The sequence below is a fragment of the Sulfitobacter sp. CB2047 genome (assembly GCF_000735125.2).
GTDB classification, from domain to species: Bacteria; Pseudomonadota; Alphaproteobacteria; order Rhodobacterales; family Rhodobacteraceae; genus Sulfitobacter; species Sulfitobacter pontiacus.
This window is the reverse complement of sequence record NZ_CP072613.1, coordinates 341,104-366,893: the sequence shown is the minus strand read 5'-3', so window position 1 is coordinate 366,893 and position 25,790 is coordinate 341,104. Positions and strand designations below refer to the sequence as shown.

Here is a 25,790-nt window from a genome sequence, read left to right as displayed (position 1 = left end):
GGCGGTCAGGTTTTGGCCGCCTCTTTCAATTTATAGAGCAGGTCGAGCGCTTCACGTGGAGAGAGCTCGTCGGGGATAATCTCGGCCAGCGTTTCTTCAAGCTTGGAGCTTTGTTTTGGTTGAGGCGCAGGTGCCGGTGCCACGGCAAACAGGGGCAGGTCGTCAATCAGGGTTTTCTGCGTCGCGCCGCCTTCGCGTTCGCCCTTTTCCAACGCTTCAAGCACGACGCGTGCGCGCGCGATGACGGAAGGCGGCAAGCCGGCCAATTGCGCGACCTGCACACCGTAGGACCGATCGGCGGCGCCTTTGCGGACCTCGTGCAGGAAGATCACCTCTCCGTCCCATTCCTTGACCGCGACGGTGGCGTTATCGACCCCGCCCAGCTTGTTCGAAAGCGCGGTCATTTCATGGTAGTGCGTCGCGAACAAAGCGCGAGAGCGGTTGATATCATGCAGGTGTTCCAGCGTGGCCCAGGCGATGGACAAGCCGTCATAGGTCGCCGTGCCGCGCCCGATTTCATCCAGGATCACAAGCGCGCGATCGTCCGCCTGATTGAGGATCGCGGCGGTTTCGACCATTTCGACCATAAACGTGGAACGGCCTCGTGCCAGATCGTCAGAGGCGCCGACACGGCTGAAAATCTGGCTGATCAGGCCGATGTGCGCGGTGGCGGCAGGCACGTAGCTGCCCATTTGCGCCATCAGGGCGATGATCGCATTCTGCCGCAGGAAGGTCGATTTACCCGCCATGTTAGGGCCGGTCAGCAGCCAGATATTCGCGTTGTCGCCATCGGCGGACAGGGTGCAATCATTGGCGATAAAGGGGCTGCCGGATTGCTGGGCCAAGGCGCGTTCCACGACCGGATGGCGGCCCCCCTGAATGTCGAAGGCACGTGAATTATCGACGCGGGGTTTCACCCAGTTTTCGGACTGCGCCAGATCGGCGAGACCGCTGGCCAGATCAATCTCGGCCAATCCAGCCGAGGCGACACCGATCGGGCCGGAGTGATCCAGAATCGCGCGTTTCAACGTTTCATAGAGCCGCTTTTCAATCTCCAGTGCGTGGTTGCCCGCGTTGAGGATCTTTGTCTCCATCTCTGACAGTTCCACGGTTGTGAAACGGACCTGATTGGCGGTGGTCTGACGGTGGATAAAGGTATCGGACAGCGGCGCCGACAGCATTTTCTCGGCGTGGGTCGCTGTGACTTCGGCGAAATACCCAAGCACGTTGTTGTGTTTGATCTTCAACGTCGAGATACCGGTGAGCGAGATGAAATCCTGCTGCATCTGGGCAATGACGCTGCGGCCTTCGTCCCGCAGGGTGCGCACCTCGTCCAGCTCTGCGTCATACCCCGGCGCGATAAAGCCGCCGTCGCGGGCCAGCAGGGGTGGTTCGGCGATCAGCGCATCGTCGAGCAGATCAATCAGGCTGTCATGGCCGGTCAGCCCTTTGGCAGCCTGGGCCAGCAGATCGGGCAGGGCGGCGGCTTGCATCTTGTCGGCCAGATGGCTGGCTTCGGTCAGGCCGTTGCGGATGGCGGCAAGGTCACGGGGGCCGCCACGGTCCAGCGACAGGCGCGACAGGGCGCGGTCCAGATCAGGGACGTTGCGCAGATGCTGGCGGATGTCATTGCGGATCGACGGTGTGTCATAGGCAAAGCTGATCGCGTCCAGACGGGATTGAATCGTCTCTAACACACGGGAAGGTGACGAAATACGCCGTTCCAGCAGCCGGGCGCCACCGGCGGTCACTGTCTTGTCCATAACGGACAACAGCGTACCGGCGCGACCACCGGTCAGCGCGTGTGTCAGTTCAAGATTGCGACGTGTGGCAGCGTCGATCTGCACGCTGCGGGCCTCGGCCTCTTTCTGCGGCGGGCGCAGGAGGGGGAGTTTGCCCTTCTGTGTAATTTCGAGATAGTCGATGATCGCGCCCATGGCCGAGATATCGGCCCGCTCAAAACTGCCGAAGGCGTCGAGCGACCCGATGCCGAACAGATCGCAGACCCGTTTTTCGGCGCTGCTGCTGTCAAAGGCAGAGCGCGCGATAGGGGTCAGCGCGATGTCGAAATCAGAGACTAATTCGCGTAAATCAGCCTCTTTCGCTTCTGACACGATCAGCTCTGACGGGGACAGACGGGCCAGTTCGGGGCCAAGCCGCGACAGGGTCAGGGGCATCACGTGAAACGCACCGGTCGAAATATCGACCCAGGCCAGCGCATGACCGTCGCGGACCTCTGCAAATGCGGCCAGATAGTTGTGGCGCCGCGCTTCGAGCAGAGATTCCTCGGTCAATGTGCCGGGCGTGACCAGCCGCACGACATCGCGTTTGACCACGGATTTATAGCCGCGTTTCTTCGCCTCTGCCGGGCTTTCCATCTGTTCGCAGACCGCCACGCGGAAGCCCTTGCGGATCAGCGTCAGCAAATACCCTTCGGCGGCATGCACCGGAACGCCGCACATGGGGATGTCTTCGCCCCCGTGTTTGCCGCGTTTGGTCAGCGCGATATCCAGCGCTTCAGCGGCATGGACGGCATCGTCAAAGAACATCTCGTAGAAATCGCCCATGCGGTAGAACAGCAGCGCTTCGGCGTACTGGGATTTAAGCTCTAGATATTGCGCCATCATTGGCGTGATTTTTTCTTCGGTCACCCTGCGCCCCCGGTTCGAGTTAACGTTGTGTACAAAACCGCGCCCCCGGACGAAAGGGCGGACCGGCGTTGCACGCGAGGCGTCGCCGCGACGTCGTGCAAACCGTGAGCGCCATCATGATTGTGTGAGGGGCCGATCGGCGATATCAAGCGGGAAACCATGAGGAAAGCCGTTCTAGTGACCAAAAACCGCATCACGTCCGAAGAGGCGCTCGCCTTTCACCTTGAACCCACGCCGGGCAAGTTCGAAATCACCGCAACCGTCCCGATGACGACCCAGCGGGATCTGAGCCTCGCCTATTCCCCCGGTGTTGCCGTTCCCTGTGAAGCGATCGCCGAAAATCCCGAACTGGCATATGACTATACCAACAAGGGCAATATGGTTGCGGTGATTTCCAACGGCACTGCCGTTTTGGGCCTGGGCAACCTTGGTGCGCTGGCGTCGAAACCGGTGATGGAGGGCAAGTCGGTGCTGTTCAAACGGTTCGCCGACGTGAATTCGATCGACGTCGAGCTGGATACCGAAGACCCCGAGGCATTCATCAACGCGGTCAAGCTGATGGGGCCGACGTTCGGCGGGATCAACCTTGAGGATATCAAGGCGCCGGAATGTTTCATCATCGAACAGCGTCTGAAAGAAGAGATGGATATTCCCGTCTTTCACGACGACCAGCACGGCACCGCGGTGATCTGTGCTGCCGGTCTGCTGAACGCTTTGCGCATTTCGGGCAAGAAGATCGAAGATGTGCAGATCGTGTTGAACGGTGCGGGGGCGGCGGGGATCGCCTGTCTTGAACTGCTCAAGGCGATGGGGGCCAAGCACAACAACTGTATCATGTGCGATACAAAAGGTGTGATCTATCAGGGCCGTACCGAGGGTATGAACCAGTGGAAGTCGGCACATGCCGCGCAGACCGAGCTGCGCTCGCTGGAAGAGGCGATGAAGAACGCGGATGTGTTCCTGGGTGTGTCGGTCAAAGGGGCCGTGACGCCCGCGATGGTCGCCAGCATGGCGGATAATCCGGTGATCTTCGCGATGGCGAACCCCGATCCTGAAATCACGCCGGAGGAAGCGCACGAGGTACGCCCCGATGCGATTGTCGCCACGGGCCGCAGCGATTACCCCAATCAGGTTAACAACGTTTTGGGCTTTCCCTACCTGTTCCGCGGGGCGCTTGATATCCACGCCCGCGCCATCAACGACGAGATGAAGATCGCCTGCGCCCACGCTTTGGCCGATCTGGCACGCGAGGATGTGCCGGACGAAGTGGCGCTGGCCTATGGCAAGAACCTGAGCTTTGGTCGGGATTATATCATCCCGACGCCGTTCGATCCGCGTCTGATCCATCGTATTCCGCCTGCTGTTGCACGTGCAGGTATGGACACCGGCGCCGCGCGGCGCCCGATCATCGATATGGACGCCTACGAGCTGAGCCTGAAGTCGCGGATGGACCCGACGGCGAATATCCTGCGCGGGATCAATGCCCGTGCGCGGGCCAATCAGGCGCGGATGATCTTTGCAGAAGGGGATGACCCCAAGGTTCTGCGGGCGGCGGTGATGTATCAACGCTCCGGTCTGGGCAAGGCGCTGGTGGTCGGACGTGCTGACGACGTAAAGGCCAAGCTGACGGCGGCGGGGATGGAGGATGCCTACCGCGAGCTTGAGGTCGTGAATGCGGCCAATACCCAGCACCTGGAGACGTATAAATCATTCCTTTACAATCGCTTGCAGCGCAAAGGGTCGGATAGCAAGGATATCCACCGTCTGGCCGCCCGTGACCGCCACGTCTTTGCCGCCTTGATGTTGGCGCACGGGCATGGCGATGGTCTGGTGACCGGTGCAACCCGCAAATCCGCCCATGTGCTTGAACGGCTGAACCACGTGTTCGATGCCAATGCAAAACACGGCGCCGTCGGGATCACTGCGCTGCTGCACAAGGGGCGGATTGTGTTCATCGGCGATACGCTGGTGCATGAATGGCCGAACGAAGAAGACCTTGCGAATATTGCTGAAAAAGGGGCCAAGGTCGCCCGTCACATGGGGCTTGAGCCGCGGGTTGCCTTCGTCAGCTTCTCTACCTTTGGCTATCCGGTTTCCGAGCGCGCAGAAAAGATGCAGCGTGCCCCAGATGTGCTGGACGCACGCGGGGTCGATTTCGAATACGAAGGCGAAATGACCGTCGATGTGGCGCTGAATGCGGAAAGCCAAAAGAACTATCCGTTCTCGCGGCTGACAGGGCCTGCGAATATCCTCGTCGTGCCGGCGCGGCATTCGGCCAGTATCTCGGTCAAATTGATGCAGGAAATGGCTGGCGCCACAGTAATCGGCCCGATCCTGACGGGGTTGGACAAGTCGATCCAGATCTGTTCGACCACATCCACCGCGAATGACATCCTGAACATGGCTATTCTGGCGGCCTGCAAGGTTGGCGAATGATCTGGAACCTCGGCTCTATCAACGCGGATAATTTCTACTATCTGCGGCATCTGCCGGCGCCGGGGGAAACGATTGCAGCGCATGATTTCCGGCAAGGGTTGGGCGGGAAGGGGGCCAATATGTCGGTCGCCGCCGCCCGCGCCGGAACGCGCGTTATGCATATCGGCGCCGTGGGGCCGGATGGTAAATGGACCGTGGACCGCTTGCTGGAATACGGCGTCGAAACGCAGCATATCAGCATGATCGACACGGCCACCGGTCACGCGAATATCTGTGTGGCCGAGGATGGCGAAAACTCTATCGTGTTGTTCTCAGGGGCCAATCACAAGATCACCACCCAGATGATCGGGGCCGCCCTGGCAGAGGCATCGCCCGGTGACTTTCTGCTGATGCAGAACGAAACCCTGGGCCAACGCTTTGCCGCGCAGACCGCGCATACTCTGGGCCTGCGCGTCGCCTATGCCGCCGCGCCCTTTGATGCTGAAATCGTGGCGCAGGTTCTGCCCGACATTGATCTGCTGGTGTTGAACGAGGTCGAGGCAGAGGCGCTTGAAAAAACCACAGGCGTCCGCGTCGACGCGCTGCCGATCGACGATATTATCGTGACCTTGGGCGCTGAGGGGTGCAAATGGGTCTCTAACAAGGCGAAAACGGTGCAAAGCTTTCCGGCCTATCCGGTCAAAGCCATCGATACCACGGGCGCGGGCGACACGTTTACCGGCTATTTGATCGCTGCCTTGGACCGCAAACTGTCGATGCCGGATGCGATTGCGCTGGCAATGCAAGCTGGCGCCTTGATGGTCACGCGGCAAGGGACAGCGGATGTGATCCCGGACCTCAAAGACATCCAGGATCACGGTTTTGACGAAGATTAACGCTCGCAATTAACGCGGGGTTAGCGTTATTTCGCAAAGGGCGCAGCGCTGCCCCAAAGTTGTTTCACGCGCTGGTCGCGCCCACAGCCGTTGCGATAGCGCTTGTAGGCGACGGATTTCTTCACGCCCAAGCCGACGCTGGTAAAGGCCAGACGTTCATCGCTTTTGTAGTAATCCTGATGGTAGGCATCGGCGGGGTAGAACGCGGCTTTGCCCAAGATCGGGGTTACGACGTTCTTGCCCAAAGCGGCCTGCGCATCGGCCTTGGCCTTTTCTGCAGCGGCCTTCTGCCCGTTACCGTCGGCAAAAATCGCGGTGCGGTAGCTATCGCCGCGGTCGCAGAATTGCCCGCCCGCGTCCGTCGGATCAACCGACCGGAAGAACATCGACAGCAACTGGTCTGCAGACACAACCGCCGGATCATACTGGATCTGCGCTGCTTCATAGTGCCCGGTGCCGCCGGCGACGACCTGTTTATAGGTGGGGTTTTTCACGCTTCCGCCCGCAAAACCCGATACGACCTCTTTCACGCCCTTAACGCTTTCAAAATCCGCTTCAACGCACCAAAAGCAGCCGCCCGCGACCAAAAGCGTCTCTGTTCCGGCGGCTTTTGCGGTTGTCGCCTGTGCTGCAAAGCCCAGACCAATGGCAGCGCTTAACGCGATCATGCGCATATTTGTGGCAAATCCCATGGAATACTCTCCTTTGTTTTGCCTGACGGTGACCGCAATGCTTGCGCGACGCAACTCAGGTGCCCGTGATGTCACAGCCAAGTGATGTCGGTTTCACCCTTGGCCCCGCGGCACGAAGTTCTTAGCGTCAGCCCCAAAGAAGGAGCAATTTGATGCAAACCCACGTCACCACGCACCAAGCCGAAGAAGATGCCCGCAATGAAGACATTTTGATCTATTTAAACGGTCAGATTGTCCCCAAGGCACAGGCCGTGGTCAGCGTCTATGACAGCGGTTTCATGCTGGGCGACGGCATCTGGGAAGGGCTGCGGCTGTATGATGGTACATGGGCCTTTCTAGACGATCACTTTGACCGCCTGTTCGAGGCGTCCAAAGCCATTGACCTTGATATCGGGATGACGCGCGACGCCTTGATTTCAGCCTTGTTAGAGACGCAAAAAGCCAATGGTATGACCACTGATGCCCACGCGCGTCTGATGATCACACGGGGGCCGAAAACGCGGCCCTTCCAGCACCCGTCGCTGTCGCAATCGGGCCCCACCATCACGATCATTATGGAACACTCGCGCCCGAATATGCCGCGCCCGATCCGGCTGGCCACAGTACCGCATCTGCGCGGGCTGCCGATGACGCAGGACCCAAAGCTGAATAGTCATTCCAAATTGAACTGTATTCTTGCGTGTATTGCCGCGGAAAAAGCGGGTGCCGACGAAGGGCTGATGCTCGATATCAACGGTTTCGTGAATACAACAAACGCCTGTAACTTTTTCATCGTCCGCAAAGGGGAGGTTTGGACCAGCACCGGCGATTACTGCATGAATGGAATCACCCGTCAGAAGGTCATCAACCTGTGCCGCGCCAATGATATCCCGTGTTTCGAAAGGAATTATTCATTGGTCGACACCTATGGTGCCGACGAAGCCTTCTTGACCGGCACATTCGGGGCGCAAACACCTGTCGCGATGATCGACGGCCGCCAGATTGGCACGGGCGACATGGGGCCGGTAACAAAAAAGCTGCGCCGCTTGTACAAAGACCTGATCGCAAAGGAATGTGCCTGATGCGTATCGCAATGTGGTCCGGCCCGCGCAATCTGAGCACGGCGATGATGTATAGCTTCGGAAACCGGGCCAATTTCACCGCGATGGATGAACCGTTCTATGCGCCGTATCTTAAGGCCACCAGCGCCGATCATCCGATGAAAGATGAAATTATCGCGGGCCATGAATGCGACCCCCTGAGCGTCGCAGCGCGCTGCGCAGAGCCGGGCACGCCGCATCGCTATATGAAACACATGCCCCATCATATGATTGACGGGTTTCCAATGGATTGGGCAGAGGGCTGCGTGCATGTCCACCTGATACGCCACCCCGCCCGCGTGATCGCGAGCTATACCGCGAAACGAGAAGCGCCGAATTTTAGTGATATCGGCTATGGCCAACAGACCGCGCTGTACGATCAAATCGGTGGGCTGGTCATCGATTCCGCTGATATTCGCGCGAACCCCGAAGGCATGCTGCGTAAGCTGTGTGATGCCATCAACCTGCCCTTCGATCCGGCAATGCTATCCTGGGCGGCGGGCCCACGTGCCGAAGATGGCATCTGGGCATCACATTGGTATGGTGCCGTGCACAAAAGCACCGGTTTTGCAGGGGCAGAGGGGCCGTTGCCCAGGCTTGAACCTGCCGCAGAAGCGCTGTGTGCCAAAGCACTTCCTCATTATCAGAAGCTTTATGATCAACGGCTTAGGTGATTTCGGGTAAAAATCTTCGATTTATCGAAACTAAATCATCTCATGTTGCGTGAATTATCAGGAAGAACCACGCAACAAGGAGATTTAACATGAAGATGTTTACAGCAACCGCTCTGGCTCTCACGCTTGCCACGGGTACAGCCTTCGCCGCCGCACACAGCAACGCGATGGTCGAAGCGATGGATCAAGATGTATCCAACGGTGTGGTCAGCGCCGATAAGGTGATGGCAACTGAAAACGGCTGGATGGTCGTTCACCGCACAGATGCGGAGATGAAACCCGGCCCCGTTGTCGGCTACGCGCCTCTGCGTGCCGGTGAAAACGTCGACGTTGCCGCCATTCTGCAAGAAGAAGTGAAATCCGGCGATATGTTGATGCTCATGGTCCACTCCGAAGAGGGCGGCATGAAAACCGGCGGCTTTGAATACACATTGGGTGCCAAAGAAGACGGCCCGATCAAGCCAGACGGTAAATTGGTGATGACGGTTATTACTGCAGAGTAAACCGTTCTAACCCAAGAGAAGGCCCGGACAGAATATCCCCCTGTCCGGGCCTTCTTTGTTTACCCTTTGAGGCGCTTATCGCGTGCGGCCAAGAGCTTGAGGCGCAGCGCGTTCAGCTGAATGAAGCCCGCTGCGTCTTTTTGATCATAGGCACCAGCGTCATCTTCAAATGTCACGTGGGCTTCGGAATACAGCGAATGATCCGACCAGCGGCCGACGGTACGCACGTGGCCTTTGTACAATTTCAGTCGAACTGTACCGGTTACATGGGTTTGTGAGGCATCAATCGCCGCTTGCAGCATGGTGCGCTCGGGGCTGTACCAGAAACCGTTATAGATCAGCTCCGCATAGCGCGGCATTAGCTCGTCCTTCAGGTGCATCGCCCCACGGTCGAGAGTGATTGATTCGATCCCGCGGTGTGCTTCAAGCAGCAAGGTGCCGCCCGGCGTTTCGTAAATACCGCGGGATTTCATCCCGACAAAACGACCCTCGACAAGGTCAAGGCGCCCGCAGCCATGTTTGCCGCCAAGTTCGTTCAATTTAGCCAGAAGTGTCGCGGGCGACATGGCTTCGCCGTTGATGCTTACCGCATCGCCACGTTCAAACCCGATTTCCACATACTCGGGCGTATCTGGTGCTTGCTCTGGCGAGACGGTGCGCTGGTACACATAGTCGGGCGCGTCCACGGCCGGATCCTCCAACACTTTGCCTTCCGAAGAGGTGTGCAGCAGGTTCGCATCCACGCTAAACGGCGCTTCGCCACGTTTGTCCTTCGCCACGGGGATCTGATGTTTTTCGGCAAATTCGATCAATTTAGTCCGGCTGGACAGGTCCCATTCCCGCCATGGCGCGATCACCTTGATGTCGGGGTTCAACGCATAGGCCGCCAATTCGAAGCGAACCTGATCGTTGCCCTTGCCTGTCGCGCCGTGCGCAACGGCATCGGCGCCGGTTTCGGCGGCGATTTCAACAAGGCGTTTGGAAATCAGAGGGCGCGCGATGGAGGTGCCCAACAGATATAGGCCTTCGTAGACCGCATTGGCGCGGAACATGGGGAAGACGAAATCGCGCACGAATTCTTCACGCACGTCTTCCACGTAAATCTCGGATGCGCCCATCATTTCAGCTTTGGCGCGGGCGGGCTCAAGCTCTTCGCCTTGGCCGAGGTCAGCGGTAAAGGTAACCACCTCGCAGCCATATTCGGTTTGCAGCCATTTCAGGATGATCGAGGTATCAAGCCCACCAGAATAGGCGAGCACAACTTTTTTGGGCGCGGACATGATGTTTCCTTTTCGGTTTGCACCGCGAAGTACCTGTTTTTCAAGGCGTGAGCAAGATTGAAGGCTGCGTTGACCGCGTCACCTGGGAATCGTATCGACAAGTATTCAACGGGAAGGTCGATGAGATGACAGATATGTTCAAAACTGCAGCACGCAGCGCAGCGCAACAGATGCGAGAGGTGTTTCCCGCCACCCCCTTGATGCGTAACGAACATCTGTCAGAAAAATATGACGCTGACATATGGTTGAAACGCGAAGACCTAAGCCCCGTTAGATCATATAAGTTGCGTGGAGCGTTCAACGCGATGCGCAAAGTGATCCCCGAGAAGTCTGTTTTCGTTTGTGCAAGCGCGGGCAACCACGCCCAAGGTGTTGCATTTATGTGCAGTCATTTCGGTGTGAAAGGTGTGATTTTCATGCCCGTCACGACGCCTCAACAGAAAATTCAGAAAACCAAGATGTTCGGTGGGCTTCAGGTCGAGGTTCGCTTGATCGGCGATTACTTTGACAAAACACTCGCCGCGGCGCAGCAGTATTGCGTGGAAGAGGGTGCGCATTTTCTGTCTCCTTTCGATGATGAAGATGTCATTGAGGGGCAAGCCTCCGTTGCGGTTGAAATAGAGGAGCAGCTAGGGCGCGTGCCCGACCACATTCTGCTTCCCGTTGGTGGCGGCGGTCTTTCGTCCGGCGTTTACAGCTATTTTCAAAATGCATGCCGGTATAGCTTTGTTGAACCTGAAGGGGCCCCTAGCTTGGCCAAAGCTTTGGCCGCGGGTGCACCGGTGGATGTGTCTCCTATCAATAGTTTCGTCGATGGGGCCGCGGTCGCAAAAATTGGCCAACGTAACTTTGCACGGTTGGATCGTGTCGCAGAGAGTGATGTGATACATCTGGCCGAAGACCGCATCTGCGTCACGATCATCGAAATGCTGAATGTTGAAGGCATCGTGTTAGAACCTGCTGGTGCCCTTTCTATTGAGGCGCTGGGCGAAGTAGCTGACCAGATCAAGGGCAAGACCATTGTATGCGTAGCATCCGGCGGTAACTTCGATTTTGAGCGTCTGCCAGAGGTGAAAGAGCGGGCGCAGCGGTACTCCGGCGTCAAAAAATATTTTATTCTGAGGATGCCGCAGCGCCCTGGTGCACTGAAAGAATTCTTGAGCATTCTCGGCCCGGACGATGACATCTGTCGGTTTGAATACCTGAAGAAGTCTGCGCGAAACTTCGGCTCTGTCCTGATCGGAATTGAAACACGCAGCCCTGACAGTTTTGGGCCGTTCTTGGCGCAACTGAAGGACGCAGGATTTACCTATACGGACATCACGAATGACGAAACCTTGGCTCAATTTGTTCTATAGGCGCAATGCAGGTCCCCGTGTTCGATAGGAAATGTTCTTTCGATTTTTCATAGCTGGTAAGGATCTCCTTCCAAATAGATGTGATTTGATGGCTGCCGGCAAAATTGCCTTCGGCCTGCGCGCATTGTTCTGACAATTCGACAAACCCCACGCTTAATGCGCTGCCCTTCACAAAGTGAAGTATATCGCGAAACTGATCGGTCGTTACGTCCATCGTTAGCTGAGCATTGGCTTCTTCCACCTCCTTAAAAAACACGCACATAATTGTGCTGAAGTCGTCGCGCCCAACAGCGGTTTGCAAGGTCGCGACCTGTTCCCAGTCAATCACTGATTCGCCCTCTTTCTCCGGCCAATGTGGGGCAAAATTCTTAACAAAGCGTGCAGGGCGATCATCACTTAAAAACTTTTGGGCTTCACCGAATCTTAATCTGTCGTTGGCTAGGCTCGGGGTGAAGTTGTCGAAAGCTTGTGTATGTTGCAGAACAAGATTGAAAAAATTGCCCGACCAAAGACGCCGCAGCGGTTTCGCGCGATCAAAACAGCTATGGTTGTCGACGATAGCGCGCTGCAACGGCGAATCTTGATGGCGACACTGTCGCGATGGGGATTCGACGTACAGGAAGCGGCCTCTGCTGAAGAGGCATTGGCGGTCTGCGAACAAAATCTACCGGATCTGATCATCAGCGATTGGATTATGCCAGGTATGTCGGGGCTGCAATTTTGCGAGGCGTTTCGCAAACTTTCGAAGGGCAGCTACGGGTACTTCATTTTACTGACGGCAAAATCTGATAAATCCGAGGTGGTTAAAGGGTTGGACAGCGGTGCGGACGATTTTGTCAGCAAGCCAGTCAACGTTGACGAGCTACGCGCGCGAATTATGGCCGGCGAACGCATTTTGACGATGCAGCGTGAATTATCGTCGAAAAACCGTGTCATTAGTGAAGCTTTGGACGCGTTGCAAAACGTACATGACGCATTGGATCGGGACCTAGACGAGGCGCGAAAGTTTCAGAAATCCCTTTTGCAGGAAGCCTACTGCGCCTTCGATGCGGGTGCCGTGTCTTTGATGCTCAGGTCTAGCGGGCATGTAGGGGGCGATCTGGTGGGATATTTCACAGCGGGAAATAGCATCGGGATCTACGGGCTAGATGTGTCCGGTCACGGGGTGAGCTCGGCTCTGATGGCCGCCCGTTTGGCCGGTATATTTTCCGCCGTCGCACCTGAGCAAAACCTGGCATTGGCACGCCAATCTGACGGGACGTATAAAACGCGCCCGCCCGACCAAGTAATCGCCGAGCTGAACAGCCTAGTGCTCTCTGACATGGAATCGGAGCAGTATTTCACACTTTTTCTGGCGGAAATTGAACTTGATACCGGCAGGATCAGGGCAACCCAGGCCGGCCACCCGCACCCCTTCATTCAGCGACGCAACAGCAGGTTGGAAAACTTCGGGAGAGGCGGGCTGCCCGTAGGGCTGATTGCCGATGCGCAATATGAAACAGTCGCGAGCCAGCTTTACCCTGGCGACCGTCTGATCGTGCTTTCCGACGGGGTGACGGAATGTCCTGACCCGATTGGGCAAATGCTGGACGATAATGGTTTAAATCAGCTTCTACATGATCTGCACCCCATCAGGGGGCCGCTTTTCTTTGACGCGCTCACGTCGCGGCTAGAAGATCATGCGGGGACGGCTGACTTTCCTGATGATGTTTCCGGCATCTGCTTCGAATTTCAGGACCTGGCCGCCAGAAACCGTTCAAGAAAGTGCCGATCCCCATCGTTGCCTAGCACCGAAACGGCCTCTTCCCCCGACAGAACAACTGTTGCGTGGTCAGGCTCTATCGGGGGGGCAATATGACGGACGGGATGGGCGACATAGACATGGCAAATTTTCTCGGCCCAGATGTCATACTCCGGCATATAGACGTGTCGCCGGAATGCGCCCAACCGCCGGGGGCGCGCAATGGTCCAGCCAATCTCTTCCATTACCTCGCGGTGGAGCGTTTGGAGAGGCGATTCACCGGGGTCAATGCCACCGCCTGGCAACTGAATATCAACATGTGGCCTAAGCTGGGCGGTCATCAAAAAGCGACCCTTGAGGGGCAAAATCGCATAGGCTCCGGGGCGCGACGTGTATGTTTTTCCCGGAATGGGCGGTTCCCCAACGCGTCGCATCATATGACTCCCCCTTTTCGCACGGCTTGTTGCCCTTATATAGACGCGGTATGCCAACCGTCTGCCGGTAAGGAAAGTCAAATGACCCAAGGAAACAAAATCGCGTGGGACGACACCGTTCTACCCTTTCAACTCGATGCCTCTGATATTCGGGGGCGCGTCGCGCGTCTGGATGGCGTGCTGGAAGGGATTTTGCGTCAGCATGACTATCCCGACAAGGTAGAAGCGTTGGTCGCCGAAATGGCCTTGCTTACGGCGCTGATCGGGCAAACCATTAAGCTGCGTTGGAAATTGCAACTGCAGGTCCAATCCAAAGGGCCCGTGCGCATGATTGCGACAGACTACTACGGCCCGACGGAGGATGGTGAACCCGCGCGCATCCGCGCTTACGCCAGCTATGATGCCGACCGGATCACCGATGGGCCGGCCTTTGATCAGGTTGGCGAGGGGTATTTTGCCATTATGATCGATCAGGGCAACGGGATGACCCCCTACCAGGGGATTACGCCGCTTACCGGTAAATCGCTGTCCGAATGTGCAGAGGCGTATTTCGCGCAGTCCGAACAGCTGCCCACACGGTTTGAGCTGAGCTTTGGCAAATCCACCTCCCCGGGGGAGGATGAGCATTGGCGCGCCGGCGGTGTTATGCTGCAACATATGCCCAAAGCCTCGCCCTTTGCCGCGCAAGGGGAAGGTAGCGGCGAGGTGCTGCAAGCCACTGATCTGGTCGACGGTGAAGAGGGGGATAACTGGCGCCGCGTCAACGTCTTGCTGGATACGGTAGACGAGCTTGAACTGATTGGGCCGAGCCTGCCGCCGACAGATCTTTTGAAACGTCTGTTTCACGAAGAGATGCCGCGAGTCTTCGACGCGCAGGCGGTCCGCTTTGGCTGCACCTGCTCCGAAGATCGTGTGCGACAAAGCCTGTCGATCTATTCGGCGGGGGATATCGAAACGATGACGACAGACGACGGCCGCGTCACGGCCGACTGCCAGTTCTGTGGCGCGCATTATGATCTGGACCCGAAAACAGTCGGGTTCGAGGCAGAAGACAACAGTGGCAGCTGATCAGCTCGCCCATTTTCGGAAGGCGCTGGCGCAAACTGGTGTCACGTCTTCCGATTTTGACCTTAACAAAGGGTCTACGCCACCGGCAAACCGGACATTGCGGCCAGCTGGCGTTTTGGCCCCGATCGTTGAACGGGGCGGGCGGTTGGAACTTATCCTGACCAAACGGTCGTCCGCGCTAAAGCACCATCCGGGGCAAATCGCCTTCCCGGGCGGCAAGCAGGATGGCGGTGATGCGGATGTCGTTGCCGCAGCCCTACGCGAGGCACGGGAAGAAATCGGCCTGCCCTCGGATCTGGTTGACGTCTTGGGTACGCTGCCCGCACATGAGACAGTTACCAACTTTCTGGTGACGCCCGTCATTGCCTTCGTGAAAAAAGACTTTGAAATTATCCCCGAGCCCGGCGAAGTTGAGGAAGTCTTTACCGTTCCACTTGATCATGTGCTCAACGCCGAAAATTACGTGGTCCAGTCGCGCCGATGGCAGGGGCAGCGACGGTATTATTACACGGTTCCTTATGGGCCCTATTACATTTGGGGGGCAACCGCGCGTATGTTGCGGGCATGGACAGAACGTATGATGTGACCCTTCCCGCCAGCACGCGCTGGCTTTCCGACCCCGATGCCCAAGCCGTATGCGATGCGGTGACGGACGGCGGGCATGCGATCTATTTTGTCGGGGGCTGTGTGCGGAACGCGCTTTTGGGCGTGGCGGATAGCGATGTCGACATGTCGACCAATGCATTGCCCGAACGCGTCATGGCTCTTGCCGCGCGCGCTGGGCTGAAAGCCGTACCGACGGGCGTGGAACATGGAACTGTCACCGTGGTCAGCGGCGGTAAGGGGTTCGAGGTGACGACCTTCCGCCGGGACGTGGAAACGGACGGGCGACGTGCGGTTGTCGCTTTTTCGGACAGTATCCTCGACGATGCGTTGCGCCGTGATTTTACGATGAACGCGCTTTACGCGGATGCGCAGGGGCGGGTGATCGACCCGCTTGAAGGTCTTGTTGATTTGCGCGCCCGGCGGGTGAGGTTTATCGAGGATGCCGCCCAACGTATCCGCGAAGATTACCTGCGCACGTTGCGCTATTTCCGGTTTTGCGCGTGGTATGCGGACCCGGTCGAGGGCTTCGATCCGGAGGCTTTGGCCGCGATTGCAGCGCATACCGACGGGTTGGAAAGCCTGTCGGCAGAGCGGATCGGGGCAGAGCTTACGAAGCTGTTAACCGCGCCGGACCCTGCGCCAGCGGTCGCGGCGATGCGCCAAACCGGCGTTTTGGGGACAATTCTGCCGGGGAGCGATGATCGCTGGCTCGGGATGGTCGTGCATTTCGAACAGCTGTTGCAGATGTCTGTGGACTGGCGAACGCGGCTGGCCGCGCTTGGCGGTGAGGATATCGACCAGCGCCTGAGGTTGAGCAAGGCAGACGCGAAACACCTGCATCGGCTGAAAGAGGCGGCATATGGCGCAGAGACGGTGGCCGCGATTGCCCATATCGACGGCGGCGATATGGCGCGCGCGGTTGTTGTGCTGCGTGCGTACCTGTCTGAAACGCCACCCGATGCGGCAGTGCTTGATCGTATCGCGCAGGCCGAAGCTGCCGTATTTCCCGTGCAAGCCGCTGATTTGATGCCGGAATACACCGGACCTGCTTTGGGCAGGCGGCTGGCCGAGCTTAGGGCGGTCTGGATCGCTTCGGGGTTTGCGGCGACGCGCGACAGTTTGTTGGACACGCCAGAAAGCTGACGCAACCTGTGGTCTTTTCGGCGCGGCTCTTTCTATAGTGGCGGCGAACACGCGCCCTACAGGTGAATTATGTTTCGATTTTTCGAAAATCTTGTCGATCCCTATGCGGATTACGCCGAGCAAGACACGCCGCCCACGCGGCTGTGGCCCTTTTTCCGCAACTACAGCGCGCCGTTCAAAACGGTGTTCTGGGTCACGGGTGTGCTTTCCGTTGTCGTCGCAGCGATCGAGATCGGGTTGATCTACTATATGGGCCGTCTTGTCGATCTGATGGACGGCAGCCCGGCCGAGGTATGGCGTAGCTATGGGACGGAGTTTATCGTCGTCGCGCTGCTTATCCTGATCGCGCGGCCTGCTGTGCAGGCGGTTCATGTGTTACTCCTGAACAACGCTGTGTTGCCAAATTACGGCACGCTTTTCCGTTGGCGCGGACACCGGCAGGTACTGCGGCAATCAGTCGGCTGGTTCGAGGATGACTTTGCCGGGCGCATCGCCAACCGCATCATGCAAACGCCCCCCGCTGCGGGGGAGGTCGTGTTTCAGGTCTTTGACGCGATTTCATATGCGCTGGCCTATCTCATCGGCGCAGCGATTTTGTTAACCACGTCGGACTGGCAACTGCTGATCCCCTTGGTCGCGTGGTTCGCGCTTTATGCTGTGCTGACCCAATGGACGATCAAGCGTGTGGCGGTTGCGTCGCAAGCCGCGTCGGATGCCCGCTCAGAGGTGACGGGCCGCGTGGTCGACAGTTACAGCAACATTCATTCGGTCAAGATGTTTGCCCACCATGACCGCGAGATTGAATATGCCAAGGGCGCCATCGAGAAGGCGCGCGTCACTTTTCAAAAGGAAATGCGGATATTCACCATCATGGATATCTGTCTGGTCAGCTTGAACGGTTTGTTAATCGTCGGGGTCGTAGGCTGGGCGTTCTATCTGTGGTCAACCGGCAACGCGACGGTGGGCGTGGTGACCGCTGCGACGGCGCTGACGCTGCGGTTGAACTCCATGACCGCCTGGATCATGTGGGCGCTATCGACGTTCTTCCAGCAGCTTGGCGTCGTGGCCGAGGGGCTAGAAACGATTGGGCAGCCAATCACCTTGGTTGACGACAGCGATGCCAAGCCGCTGGCCCTGACCGACGGGCGGGTGGAAATGCGCGGGCTGACCCATCATTATGGCCGTGGTTCGGGCGGGTTGGATCAGGTGGATATCACCGTGCAGCCGGGGGAAAAGATCGGCCTGATCGGGCGGTCGGGCGCGGGCAAATCGACCTTGGTCAAGCTGCTGCTGCGGTTTTACGACCCCGAAGGCGGACGTATTCTGATTGACGGGCAGGATATCACCACCGTCCGGCAGGACAGCCTGCGGCAAGCGATCGGGATGGTACAGCAGGACAATGCCCTGCTGCATCGATCGATCCGCGAGAACATTCTCTACGGTCGTCCCACTGCGACGGAGGCAGAGGTGATCGCCGCAGCGAAACAGGCCCAAGCCCATGACTTTATTCAGGGTTTGAACGATCAGGGCGGGCGGTCCGGCTATGACGCGCAGGTTGGCGAGCGGGGGGTAAAGCTGTCGGGCGGGCAGCGGCAACGCATCGCGCTGGCGCGGGTCATCCTCAAGAACGCGCCGATCCTTTTGCTGGACGAAGCGACGAGCGCGCTTGATAGCGAGGTAGAAGCCGCGATCCAGCAGACCCTGTACGGCATGATGGAGGGCAAGACCGTCATCGCCATCGCGCATCGCCTGTCCACCATCGCTGAAATGGACCGTATTCTGGTCATGGACGGGGGCCGTATCGTCGAAGAGGGCACACATGAGGTGCTTTTAGCACAAGGCGGGCTATATGCAGATTTCTGGAACCGGCAATCCGGCGGGTTCCTTCGCACAGAAGAGCCGACATCGTAATGCCTTTGACATGGATCGACCCGTTTTCCCCCGCCAAGACAGAGCCGCCGCGCCGTCTGGCGGCCTTTTTTCGTTGGGCGTTGAAGGGCAGCGGCCCTGCGCTTGGCGTCGCGGGCGTGCTATCGATTTTCGCCGGCGTGATAGAGGTGATGGCCGCCCTGGTTCTTGGGTGGGTCGTGGATGCGGCGCTTGCCGCCGAGGCGGGGGCCGTATTCTCGGATCATACGGGGCTGCTCTTGGCGGGACTGGCGTTCTTTTTGCTGCTGCGTCCGGCGCTGTTCGGCGTCAGTTCGTATATGCAGTCGATCGTGGTCGCGCCGAATGTGTTCAACCTCGTGCTGTCGCGCTTGCATCGCTACACGCTGGGGCAGGCGGTCACGTTTTTCGACAATGATTTCGCGGGCCGGATTTCGCAAAAGGAAATGCAGACCAGCCGCGCGCTGACCGATGTCGTGACCGAGGTGCTGCATACGGTGCTCTTCGCCGCCGCGTCCTTTGTCGGTGCGGTGATGCTGCTTGGCACGGTAGACTGGCGCATCGCTGCGGGGCTGGTGCTTTGGATGGTGGGCTATGTTTTCCTGATCCGCCACTTCATGCCGCGGGTCCGCAAACATTCCAAAGCGCGGGCAGGCGCGCGCGCGATGGTGACGGGGCAAGTGGTCGATACGATCACCAACATCAAAACCGTCAAGCTCTTCGCCCATGCCGATCACGAGGACCGCGCCGCCTTGGGGGCGATGCGCAAGTTTCTGGATACGAGCCTCGATTTCGGGCGGGTCAGCGTCTCTTTCCGGTTCTGGCTGATGACGATTGCGGGATTTTTGCCGGTGCTGCTGGTGGGGGGTGCGCTTTGGTATTGGTCGCTGGGTCTGGTGACGGCGGGTGATATTGCGGCGACGGGGGCGGTGTCGCTTCGGCTGGCGCAGATGACGGGCTGGGTCAGTTTCACGCTGATGGCGCTTTATGCGAATGTGGGCGAGGTTGAAGACGGGATGCGCACGCTGGCCGCGCCGCAGCAGCTGCGCGATGCAGACAACGCGGCAGAGCTGGTGGTGCGCGAAGGGGCGATCCGCTTTGACGGGCTGCGCTTTACCTATGGCCGCGATACGGGCGGTATCGAAGAGCTGAGCCTATCGATCAAACCGGGAGAGAAGCTGGGCATCGTCGGCGCATCGGGGGCGGGGAAATCGACGTTGGTGTCGCTTTTGCTGCGGCTCTATACGGCGGAACAGGGTCACATTTCGATTGATGGGCAGGATGTCTCATTGGTCACCAAGCAAAGCTTGCGGCGTCAGATCGGGATGGTCACGCAGGAGACGGCGATGTTCAACCGGTCGGCGTTCGACAACATCCGCTATGGCAAACCCGACGCGACAGAGGCAGAGGTCATCGCCGCCGCACGCAAGGCCGAGGCGCATGAGTTCATCGAGAAGATGCAGGACCACACGGGCCGCAGCGGCTATGACGCGCATCTGGGGGAACGGGGGGTGAAGCTGTCGGGCGGGCAACGTCAGCGTATTGCGCTGGCCCGCGCGATCCTCAAGGACGCGCCGATCCTGATATTGGACGAAGCGACAAGCGCGCTGGATAGCGAGGTCGAAGCCGCGATCCAAAGCGCGCTGACCCGCGTGATGGATGGCAAGACCGTGATGGCCATCGCCCACCGTCTGTCGACCCTGACCGAGATGGACCGCATCGCCGTGATGGACGCGGGCCGCATCGTAGAGATCGGCACCCATGAGGCGCTGCTTGCCAAAGACGGGCTTTATGCCCGCTACTGGCGGCGGCAGTCGGGCGGGTTTTTGGATATGAAGGCCGCAGAATAAGGCTTTTGCTGCGCCCGGCTTCGCGGTAAGCCCTGCGCATGACAGAATATACAATCCAGCGACTTGGCCACCTGGGCGACGGCATTGCGCCCGGCCCTTTATTTGCCCCGATGACCCTGCCGGGCGAGGTGGTGACAGGCACGCCTGACGGTCAGACCCTGACCGACATCCGTATCGTCACCCCGTCAGAGAACCGGGTGTCGGCGCCGTGTCGCCACTTCAAGGCCTGTGGCGGCTGCCAGTTGCAGCATGCGTCGGATGACTATGTCGCGGATTTCAAGCTGGGCGTGGTCAAGGCGTCGCTGGATGCCCACGGGATAGAGACTGTTTTTAAGCAACTGCAAACCTCGCCCGCGCAATCGCGCCGTCGGGCCACCTTTGCGGCGAAACGCACCAAAAAGGGCGCGATGGCCGGTTTCCACGGGCGCGGGTCTGATGTGGTGATCGAAATTCCCGGGTGCCAGCTGCTGGACCCTGCGGTGATGGGCGCGCTGCCGATTGCCGAAAAGCTTGCCGTGATCGGTACAAGCCGCAAGGCCGCACTGGCTGTAACGGTGACCGCGTCGCGCGGGGGGCTCGATATCTCGGTCCAGAACGGGAAAGAGCTGGACGGCCCCTTGCGGCAAGAACTGGCGCATCTGTGCGACAGTCTGGGGCTGGCGCGGCTGACCTGGGACGGCGAGGTGATCGCGATGCGCACGCCGCCCGTACAGCGTTTCGGTGCGGCCAAGGTGACACCTCCGCCCGGTGCCTTCCTGCAAGCCACCCCGCACGGAGAGGCGGCGCTGGTCACCGCCGTGCGCGAGGCTGTCGGTGAGGCGCGTCATGTGATTGACCTGTTTGCCGGCTGCGGCACGTTCAGCCTGCCCCTGGCCGATCAGGCAGAGGTACACGCCGTCGAAGGTGACGCCGCCATGACCGCCTCGCTGGATCACGGGTGGCGCATGTCGACAGGGCTCAAACCCGTCACGACAGAGGCGCGCGACCTGTTCCGCCGACCCTTGCTGCCGGACGAGCTGGCCAAGACCGACGCCGTGGTCATCGACCCGCCGCGCGCGGGAGCCGAGGCCCAGATCGCCGAGATCGTCAAAGCGATGCCGCCGGTGCTGGCCTATGTGTCGTGTAACCCCGTCACCTTCGCGCGGGACGCCGCCGTGCTGATTGCCGCCGGTTATACGTTGAATTGGGTGCAAGTCGTTGATCAATTCCGCTGGTCATCCCATGTGGAGCTGGCAGCGCAGTTCACTGCGCCGGAAGTACAACGCAAACGTAAATAACGCAGATCTATGGTGGGCACGGTAAACATGCGGGAACGTCTGGGAAGATGGGTCGAAGGGCGGGCCGTCAGCAATTTCATCATCGGTGTGATCGTGTTCAACGCCGCCCTGCTGGGGATGGAGACAGCCCCCGCCCTGATGGAGAGATACGGCACGCTGATCCTGTTTCTGGATCGCGTCTGCCTGTTCATTTTCATCGCCGAGATCACGCTCAAGATCATTGCGCGCGGGGTCGGGTTCTTCCGCAACGGGTGGAACGTCTTTGACTTTACGGTCGTTGCCATCGCGCTGGTGCCCGCGGTGCAGGGGCTGTCTGTCTTGCGGGCGCTGCGTATCCTGCGGGTTTTGCGGGTGCTGTCCGTCGCCCCGCGTCTGCGCCGCGTTGTCGAAGGGTTTATCACCGCGTTGCCCGGTATGGGGTCGGTGTTCCTGCTGATGACGATCATCTTTTACATCGGGTCCGTGATCGCGACCAAATTGTTCAGCGACCAGTTCCCCGAATGGTTCGGGTCATTGCCCGCCAGCGCCTATAGCCTGTTCCAGATCATGACGCTGGAAAGCTGGTCGATGGGGATCGTCCGCCCGGTGATGGAGGTCTACCCCTATGCCTGGGTCTTCTTCGTGCCGTTTATTCTGGTCACGACCTTCGCCGTGGTGAACTTGTTGGTAGGTCTGATCGTGAACTCGATGCAGGACGCGCATAACGAGGAAGAGACCGTGCGCACCGATGCCTACCGGCTTGAGGTGATGGAAAAGCTGGAAGCGATCGAAAAGAAGCTGGCAGAGCACAGCCGCCAGTAACGGCTTTTTGACCGCATCGATATTTGCTACATGATAGGGCATCCACATAAGGCCGAAAAGGTCGCGGGAACGAGGCATAGTGAACATGAAACGCAGAAACCTGATTCTGGGTGGCACCGCGCTGGTCGCGCTTGGGGCCTGCAGCAGCAGTAAATTCAAACGGTACAACGGGCCGCAGGTCACCTATGTGATTGTCAACAAGGGCGACCGCCGGATGTATCTGATGCACCACGACAAGGTGCTGGAATCATACGATATCAAACTGGGGTTCGCGCCTGTGGGCCACAAGGTGTACGAAGGTGACGGACGCACGCCCGAAGGGATCTATATGATCGACCGGCGCAATCCGAACAGCCGGTTCCACCTGTCGATCGGCATCAACTACCCCAATGAAATGGACCGCGCCCGCGCGGAAGCTTTGGGCAAAAGCCCCGGTGGCGATATCTTTATCCACGGTCAAAAGACCGCCAAGGACAAGAATCGCACCGATTGGACGTGGGGATGTATCTCTGTCTCGAACGACGAGATGGAGGAGATCTATGCGATGGTCGGGGATAACACCCCGATCGCACTGAACCCCTGATGTCTAGCTAAAAGCGGGGGTGACCTTGGCGGTCACTTCCCCATCACCATGGTCCACCAGATCTTGCCGTTGTTTTCCTGGTGCCAGGAAAAGCCCATGTTCAAAGCGTCCTTCGACATGATGATGCGGCGGGTGTCCGGCTTCTCCATCCACGCGGCAAGTGTTTCGAGCTCGGTCTCGTAGGTTTCCGAGATGACTTCGCCGACCAGCGCGCCAGTATATCCTACACGTTGGATACGATCGACAGGGGACGACCCGTCAGACCCGAAGTGCCAGGGGCGGTTCTGCACCGCCATATCCCGCGCATGGGTCGCGGCGGCGGCGTTCAGTTGCGCGTCCAGTTGAACCGGTGCCAGACCGGAGGCACCGCGCAGCGCGTTCACGGAATCAAGCATACGGAATTGCAGCTTGCCGGTATCGTTGCGCCCGATCTTATAGACGGTAGGGCCGGGGCGACCGTCGGATGCAAGCGGGGTCGGTGCAGGGGTACAGGCCGCCAGCGCCACGGTCAGGGAAATAAGGATTGAAAACAGACGGATCATGGCGCAGCTCCACGCAATTGGGTTTGTCGTGCCATACAGCTTGATGCGTTGCAGATCAAACGCACATGAGCGTGAGCGCGCCTGTTAACGCTTGTTTGATTTGAAACTGCGACTTTCGAGCCATATACGACAGTATTATACTAGGTTGTAACTACCTTCAGGAGACATCTGATGTCTGATAAGAAATTTACCCTTTCGTCGCGCCGTGCTTTCCTTGCTGGCAGCGCCGCAATGCTGGCAACGCCCGCGCTGGCGCAAAGCAGCGTGAACAGCGAAGCGACCACAGAGACGGAGCGTGATCTGACCGAGACGGTGCGTCGCAACACCTCCAGCTTCCGCACGCTGGATTGGCAGCCTTACTTCAGCGACACCAAGAACGGGGCCATTCTTGTCGATATCGACAGCCGCGCGGTGCATTACTGGTCCGAGGATCAGTCGATCTACAAGCTTTACCCCTCAAGCGTACCGCTGACCGAGGAACTGACCCGCCGTGGGCGTACCAGCGTGATCCAGAAGGTCGTCGGCCCCACATGGCGTCCGACCCCGTCGATGCTGGAACGCAACCCAGAGTGGCCAGCGGTGATCGGGCCGGGCCCTGACAACCCCTTGGGCACCCACGCGCTGTACCTGAGCTGGACGTACTACCGTATCCATGGCACGCATGACACACGCAAGATCGGGCGTCGTTCGTCGAATGGCTGCATTGGCCTGTACAATGAACATATTGCTGAACTTTTTGGCATGGCGAACGTCGGCACCCAAGTGTTGCTTATTTGACAACTTTTTAGCGATTGTGGTGCTCAAAAGCTGAATCCGGGTTTGCAATTGCCCGCTGATGCTGTTTAGAAAGTTTTACGAGGTAAGTCTTGGGCGCGTGCTATCACACTGTGAAGTACGCCTTTTCTGGAGGTTATGTTATGAAGAAACTCGTTCTCGCCGCTGCTCTGACAGCTGCTGCATCGAATGCATTTGCTGGTTCGCTGGCAGAGCCAATCATCGAAGCACCCGTCATCGTTGAAGAGTCCACCTCTTCTTCCTCGGGCATCCTGATTCCTCTGCTGCTGCTGGCCGTTGTTGCTGCTGCAGTTGCTTCCGACTAATTCGGTCGAAGTTTCAGTTAGAAAAAGGCGGTGTTCTACACCGCCTTTTTTTATGTCTGCCGTTTGGCGTCAGATGACAAGCGGACAAAAGAAAAGCGCCTGTAACGACAGGCGCTTTCTTTGTTTTCAGGTCCAACCCGCGCGATGCTAGGGCTTAGTCGATCCAGCCTTGCAGGTTTTCCTCGATCACATTGGACAGCGCCTTGATGTGCAAGTCGTCGTCATTGAGGCAGGGGATGTAGTGAAACTCCTCCCCGCCCGCGTGTTCAAAGCTTTCCTTGATCTCTTCGTTGATCTCTTCCAGCGTTTCGATGCAATCGGCTGAAAAGGCAGGGGCGCAGACCGCGATCTTTTTGTTACCGGCTTCGGCCTGCCGCGCGACCTCTTCCACCGTATAGGGCTGCAACCATTCTTCGGGGCCGAATTTCGACTGGAAGGTCGTCATGATCTGGGTGTCGTCCCAGCCCAGCCGTTCCTTCAGCAGGCGCGTCGTTTTCTGGCATTGGCAGTGGTAGGGATCGCCCTCCATCAAGTAGCGCAGCGGGACACCGTGATAGGAACACAGCAGCTTGTCGGGCTTTGTCTCCATCTTGGCGTAGGCCTTCTCGATCGAGGTGGCGAGCGCTTCGATATAATCGGGGCGGTCGAAATAGGGTTCAACCGTGCGTGCGGCGGGCTGCCATTTCTCTTTGGCGAGCGCGGCGAAAAACGCGTCATTCGCGGTGGCAGATGTGGCACCGGCGTATTGCGGGTACAGCGGAAAGAACAGGATCTTCTGGCAGCCCGCAGCGGTCATCGCCGCCACCTTGGATTGGGTCGACGGGTTGCCGTAGCGCATGCAGTAATCGACCATGACTGCGTCACCATACCGCGCCTGCATCGCGTCTTTTATCTTCGCGGTTTGCTGTTTGGTGATGGTCATCAGCGGGCTTTCCCCCGCCTCGTGGTTCCAGATCGACTTATACGCGGCACCGCTGGTGAAGGGGCGTTTCGACAGGATCACCAGCTGAAGCAGCGGTTGCCATTTCCACGGGCTATAGTCGATCACGCGGCGATCCGACAGAAATTCCGATAGATAACGGCGCATTGACCAGTAATCATAGTTGTCCGGCGTGCCGAGGTTCGCCAGCAGGATACCCACCTTGGGGGTGGGCACGGTGGGGTGGTCAGGCTGTGCATGGGCTGGGCGCTGCTGCGTCATCTGGCATTC

General features: G+C 58.5%; 23 protein-coding genes and 1 pseudogene. 17 read left to right on the top strand and 7 right to left on the bottom strand.

All coding sequences use genetic code 11. From position 1 onward, the window contains the following. Positions 1-5: 5 nt before the first annotated feature. Entirely contained in the window at positions 6-2,627 is a 2,622-nt protein-coding gene (gene mutS, locus IV89_RS01745; protein WP_037942414.1) for a DNA mismatch repair protein MutS, read from the bottom strand. 201 nt (positions 2,628-2,828) lie between these two features. Here mutS and IV89_RS01740 point away from each other — a divergent pair, with 201 nt between their 5' ends. Further along, entirely contained in the window at positions 2,829-5,087 is a 2,259-nt protein-coding gene (locus tag IV89_RS01740; RefSeq protein WP_037942411.1) for an NADP-dependent malic enzyme, read from the top strand. After that, entirely contained in the window at positions 5,084-5,962 is an 879-nt protein-coding gene (locus tag IV89_RS01735) for a ribokinase (protein ID WP_037942409.1), read from the top strand. The genes IV89_RS01740 and IV89_RS01735 overlap by 4 nt, the downstream gene beginning before the upstream one ends. Positions 5,963-5,988: 26 nt before the next feature. On the opposite strand, the gene msrA is transcribed toward IV89_RS01735, so the two are convergent. Continuing rightward, positions 5,989-6,654 carry a peptide-methionine (S)-S-oxide reductase MsrA gene (gene msrA, locus IV89_RS01730; RefSeq protein WP_037942406.1) on the bottom strand — a complete coding sequence of 222 codons (666 nt, stop codon included), beginning with the start codon at positions 6,652-6,654 and terminating at the stop codon, positions 5,989-5,991. Positions 6,655-6,806: 152 nt separating this feature from the next. Here msrA and IV89_RS01725 point away from each other — a divergent pair, with 152 nt between their 5' ends. From IV89_RS01725 to IV89_RS01715, 3 genes are all read left to right on the top strand, one after another. Next, positions 6,807-7,715, top strand: coding sequence for a D-amino acid aminotransferase (locus IV89_RS01725; protein WP_037942404.1), 909 nt, complete (start codon positions 6,807-6,809; stop codon positions 7,713-7,715). Continuing rightward, on the top strand, positions 7,715-8,407 hold the full coding sequence (locus IV89_RS01720; RefSeq protein ID WP_037942401.1) for a hypothetical protein: 693 nt from the start codon (positions 7,715-7,717) through the stop codon (positions 8,405-8,407). Before IV89_RS01725 ends, IV89_RS01720 begins: the two co-directional genes overlap by 1 nt. 89 nt (positions 8,408-8,496) lie before the next feature. Continuing rightward, the gene (locus tag IV89_RS01715; protein ID WP_005850801.1) at positions 8,497-8,910 is read left to right on the top strand and encodes a hypothetical protein; all 414 of its coding nucleotides are present in this window, start codon (positions 8,497-8,499) and stop codon (positions 8,908-8,910) included. Between the two features lie 59 nt (positions 8,911-8,969). On the opposite strand, the gene IV89_RS01710 is transcribed toward IV89_RS01715, so the two are convergent. Beyond that, positions 8,970-10,190 carry an argininosuccinate synthase gene (locus IV89_RS01710; RefSeq protein ID WP_005850804.1) on the bottom strand — a complete coding sequence of 407 codons (1,221 nt, stop codon included), beginning with the start codon at positions 10,188-10,190 and terminating at the stop codon, positions 8,970-8,972. A gap of 125 nt (positions 10,191-10,315) precedes the next feature. Between IV89_RS01710 and ilvA the strand changes: the two genes are divergently transcribed. Beyond that, the gene (gene ilvA / locus IV89_RS01705) at positions 10,316-11,548 is read left to right on the top strand and encodes a threonine ammonia-lyase IlvA (RefSeq protein WP_037942860.1); all 1,233 of its coding nucleotides are present in this window, start codon (positions 10,316-10,318) and stop codon (positions 11,546-11,548) included. On the opposite strand, the gene IV89_RS01700 is transcribed toward ilvA, so the two are convergent. Further along, complete coding sequence (locus IV89_RS01700; protein ID WP_235183721.1) at positions 11,511-12,119, bottom strand: Hpt domain-containing protein; 609 nt, start codon at positions 12,117-12,119, stop codon at positions 11,511-11,513. The genes ilvA and IV89_RS01700 overlap by 38 nt on opposite strands. Here IV89_RS01700 and IV89_RS01695 point away from each other — a divergent pair. After that, a pseudogene (locus tag IV89_RS01695) lies at positions 12,021-13,268 on the top strand (SpoIIE family protein phosphatase); the annotation flags it as partial. The gene IV89_RS01700 and the pseudogene IV89_RS01695 overlap by 99 nt on opposite strands. Before the next feature lie 11 nt (positions 13,269-13,279). Here IV89_RS01695 and IV89_RS01690 read toward each other — a convergent pair. Continuing rightward, on the bottom strand, positions 13,280-13,726 hold the full coding sequence (locus IV89_RS01690; RefSeq protein ID WP_081858756.1) for an NUDIX domain-containing protein: 447 nt from the start codon (positions 13,724-13,726) through the stop codon (positions 13,280-13,282). Between the two features lie 78 nt (positions 13,727-13,804). Here IV89_RS01690 and IV89_RS01685 point away from each other — a divergent pair, with 78 nt between their 5' ends. The 8 genes from IV89_RS01685 (at position 13,805) to IV89_RS01650 (ending at position 22,938) form a co-directional block, all read left to right on the top strand. After that, complete coding sequence (locus IV89_RS01685; protein WP_037942394.1) at positions 13,805-14,791, top strand: Hsp33 family molecular chaperone HslO; 987 nt, start codon at positions 13,805-13,807, stop codon at positions 14,789-14,791. After that, on the top strand, positions 14,781-15,377 hold the full coding sequence (locus IV89_RS01680) for a CoA pyrophosphatase (RefSeq protein ID WP_009825734.1): 597 nt from the start codon (positions 14,781-14,783) through the stop codon (positions 15,375-15,377). Before IV89_RS01685 ends, IV89_RS01680 begins: the two co-directional genes overlap by 11 nt. Then, positions 15,356-16,540, top strand: a complete 1,185-nt coding sequence (locus IV89_RS01675; RefSeq protein ID WP_037942393.1) for a CCA tRNA nucleotidyltransferase — start codon at positions 15,356-15,358, stop codon at positions 16,538-16,540. Before IV89_RS01680 ends, IV89_RS01675 begins: the two co-directional genes overlap by 22 nt. Before the next feature lie 69 nt (positions 16,541-16,609). Then, positions 16,610-18,451 (top strand): ABC transporter ATP-binding protein, encoded by a 1,842-nt coding sequence (locus IV89_RS01670; RefSeq protein WP_037942390.1) that lies wholly within the window; start codon positions 16,610-16,612, stop codon positions 18,449-18,451. Further along, entirely contained in the window at positions 18,451-20,277 is a 1,827-nt protein-coding gene (locus IV89_RS01665) for an ABC transporter ATP-binding protein (protein ID WP_037942388.1), read from the top strand. Before IV89_RS01670 ends, IV89_RS01665 begins: the two co-directional genes overlap by 1 nt. A gap of 38 nt (positions 20,278-20,315) precedes the next feature. Continuing rightward, positions 20,316-21,554, top strand: a complete 1,239-nt coding sequence (locus IV89_RS01660; protein ID WP_037942387.1) for a class I SAM-dependent RNA methyltransferase — start codon at positions 20,316-20,318, stop codon at positions 21,552-21,554. A 9-nt stretch (positions 21,555-21,563) separates the two neighbouring features. Further along, on the top strand, positions 21,564-22,355 hold the full coding sequence (locus IV89_RS01655; RefSeq protein WP_009825739.1) for an ion transporter: 792 nt from the start codon (positions 21,564-21,566) through the stop codon (positions 22,353-22,355). A gap of 85 nt (positions 22,356-22,440) precedes the next feature. Continuing rightward, positions 22,441-22,938, top strand: a complete 498-nt coding sequence (locus IV89_RS01650; protein WP_005850826.1) for a L,D-transpeptidase family protein — start codon at positions 22,441-22,443, stop codon at positions 22,936-22,938. 32 nt (positions 22,939-22,970) lie between these two features. Here the strand turns inward: IV89_RS01650 and IV89_RS01645 are convergent, their stop codons facing one another. Then, positions 22,971-23,480 carry a CAP domain-containing protein gene (locus tag IV89_RS01645; protein WP_037942386.1) on the bottom strand — a complete coding sequence of 170 codons (510 nt, stop codon included), beginning with the start codon at positions 23,478-23,480 and terminating at the stop codon, positions 22,971-22,973. Between the two features lie 171 nt (positions 23,481-23,651). Here IV89_RS01645 and IV89_RS01640 point away from each other — a divergent pair, with 171 nt between their 5' ends. Both IV89_RS01640 and IV89_RS01635 read left to right on the top strand, forming a co-directional pair. Beyond that, on the top strand, positions 23,652-24,257 hold the full coding sequence (locus IV89_RS01640; RefSeq protein ID WP_037942384.1) for a L,D-transpeptidase: 606 nt from the start codon (positions 23,652-23,654) through the stop codon (positions 24,255-24,257). Between the two features lie 140 nt (positions 24,258-24,397). Then, positions 24,398-24,580 carry a hypothetical protein gene (locus tag IV89_RS01635; protein WP_005850832.1) on the top strand — a complete coding sequence of 61 codons (183 nt, stop codon included), beginning with the start codon at positions 24,398-24,400 and terminating at the stop codon, positions 24,578-24,580. 154 nt (positions 24,581-24,734) lie between these two features. On the opposite strand, the gene hemH is transcribed toward IV89_RS01635, so the two are convergent. Next, the gene (gene hemH / locus IV89_RS01630) at positions 24,735-25,781 is read right to left on the bottom strand and encodes a ferrochelatase (RefSeq protein ID WP_037942382.1); all 1,047 of its coding nucleotides are present in this window, start codon (positions 25,779-25,781) and stop codon (positions 24,735-24,737) included. Between the last annotated feature and the right edge of the window lie 9 nt (positions 25,782-25,790).

Coding starts and splice junctions, on each gene's coding strand:
- mutS (WP_037942414.1), bottom strand. CDS start 2,627: ATGATGGCGCAATATCTAGAGCTTAAATCCCAGTACGCCGAAGCGCTG.
- IV89_RS01735 (WP_037942409.1), top strand. CDS start 5,084: ATGATCTGGAACCTCGGCTCTATCAACGCGGATAATTTCTACTATCTG.
- msrA (WP_037942406.1), bottom strand. CDS start 6,654: ATGGGATTTGCCACAAATATGCGCATGATCGCGTTAAGCGCTGCCATT.
- IV89_RS01725 (WP_037942404.1), top strand. CDS start 6,807: ATGCAAACCCACGTCACCACGCACCAAGCCGAAGAAGATGCCCGCAAT.
- IV89_RS01720 (WP_037942401.1), top strand. CDS start 7,715: ATGCGTATCGCAATGTGGTCCGGCCCGCGCAATCTGAGCACGGCGATG.
- IV89_RS01715 (WP_005850801.1), top strand. CDS start 8,497: ATGAAGATGTTTACAGCAACCGCTCTGGCTCTCACGCTTGCCACGGGT.
- IV89_RS01710 (WP_005850804.1), bottom strand. CDS start 10,190: ATGTCCGCGCCCAAAAAAGTTGTGCTCGCCTATTCTGGTGGGCTTGAT.
- ilvA (WP_037942860.1), top strand. CDS start 10,316: ATGACAGATATGTTCAAAACTGCAGCACGCAGCGCAGCGCAACAGATG.
- IV89_RS01690 (WP_081858756.1), bottom strand. CDS start 13,726: ATGATGCGACGCGTTGGGGAACCGCCCATTCCGGGAAAAACATACACG.
- IV89_RS01685 (WP_037942394.1), top strand. CDS start 13,805: ATGACCCAAGGAAACAAAATCGCGTGGGACGACACCGTTCTACCCTTT.
- IV89_RS01675 (WP_037942393.1), top strand. CDS start 15,356: ATGGACAGAACGTATGATGTGACCCTTCCCGCCAGCACGCGCTGGCTT.
- IV89_RS01670 (WP_037942390.1), top strand. CDS start 16,610: ATGTTTCGATTTTTCGAAAATCTTGTCGATCCCTATGCGGATTACGCC.
- IV89_RS01665 (WP_037942388.1), top strand. CDS start 18,451: ATGCCTTTGACATGGATCGACCCGTTTTCCCCCGCCAAGACAGAGCCG.
- IV89_RS01660 (WP_037942387.1), top strand. CDS start 20,316: ATGACAGAATATACAATCCAGCGACTTGGCCACCTGGGCGACGGCATT.
- IV89_RS01655 (WP_009825739.1), top strand. CDS start 21,564: ATGGTGGGCACGGTAAACATGCGGGAACGTCTGGGAAGATGGGTCGAA.
- IV89_RS01650 (WP_005850826.1), top strand. CDS start 22,441: ATGAAACGCAGAAACCTGATTCTGGGTGGCACCGCGCTGGTCGCGCTT.
- IV89_RS01645 (WP_037942386.1), bottom strand. CDS start 23,480: ATGATCCGTCTGTTTTCAATCCTTATTTCCCTGACCGTGGCGCTGGCG.
- IV89_RS01640 (WP_037942384.1), top strand. CDS start 23,652: ATGTCTGATAAGAAATTTACCCTTTCGTCGCGCCGTGCTTTCCTTGCT.
- IV89_RS01635 (WP_005850832.1), top strand. CDS start 24,398: ATGAAGAAACTCGTTCTCGCCGCTGCTCTGACAGCTGCTGCATCGAAT.
- hemH (WP_037942382.1), bottom strand. CDS start 25,781: ATGACGCAGCAGCGCCCAGCCCATGCACAGCCTGACCACCCCACCGTG.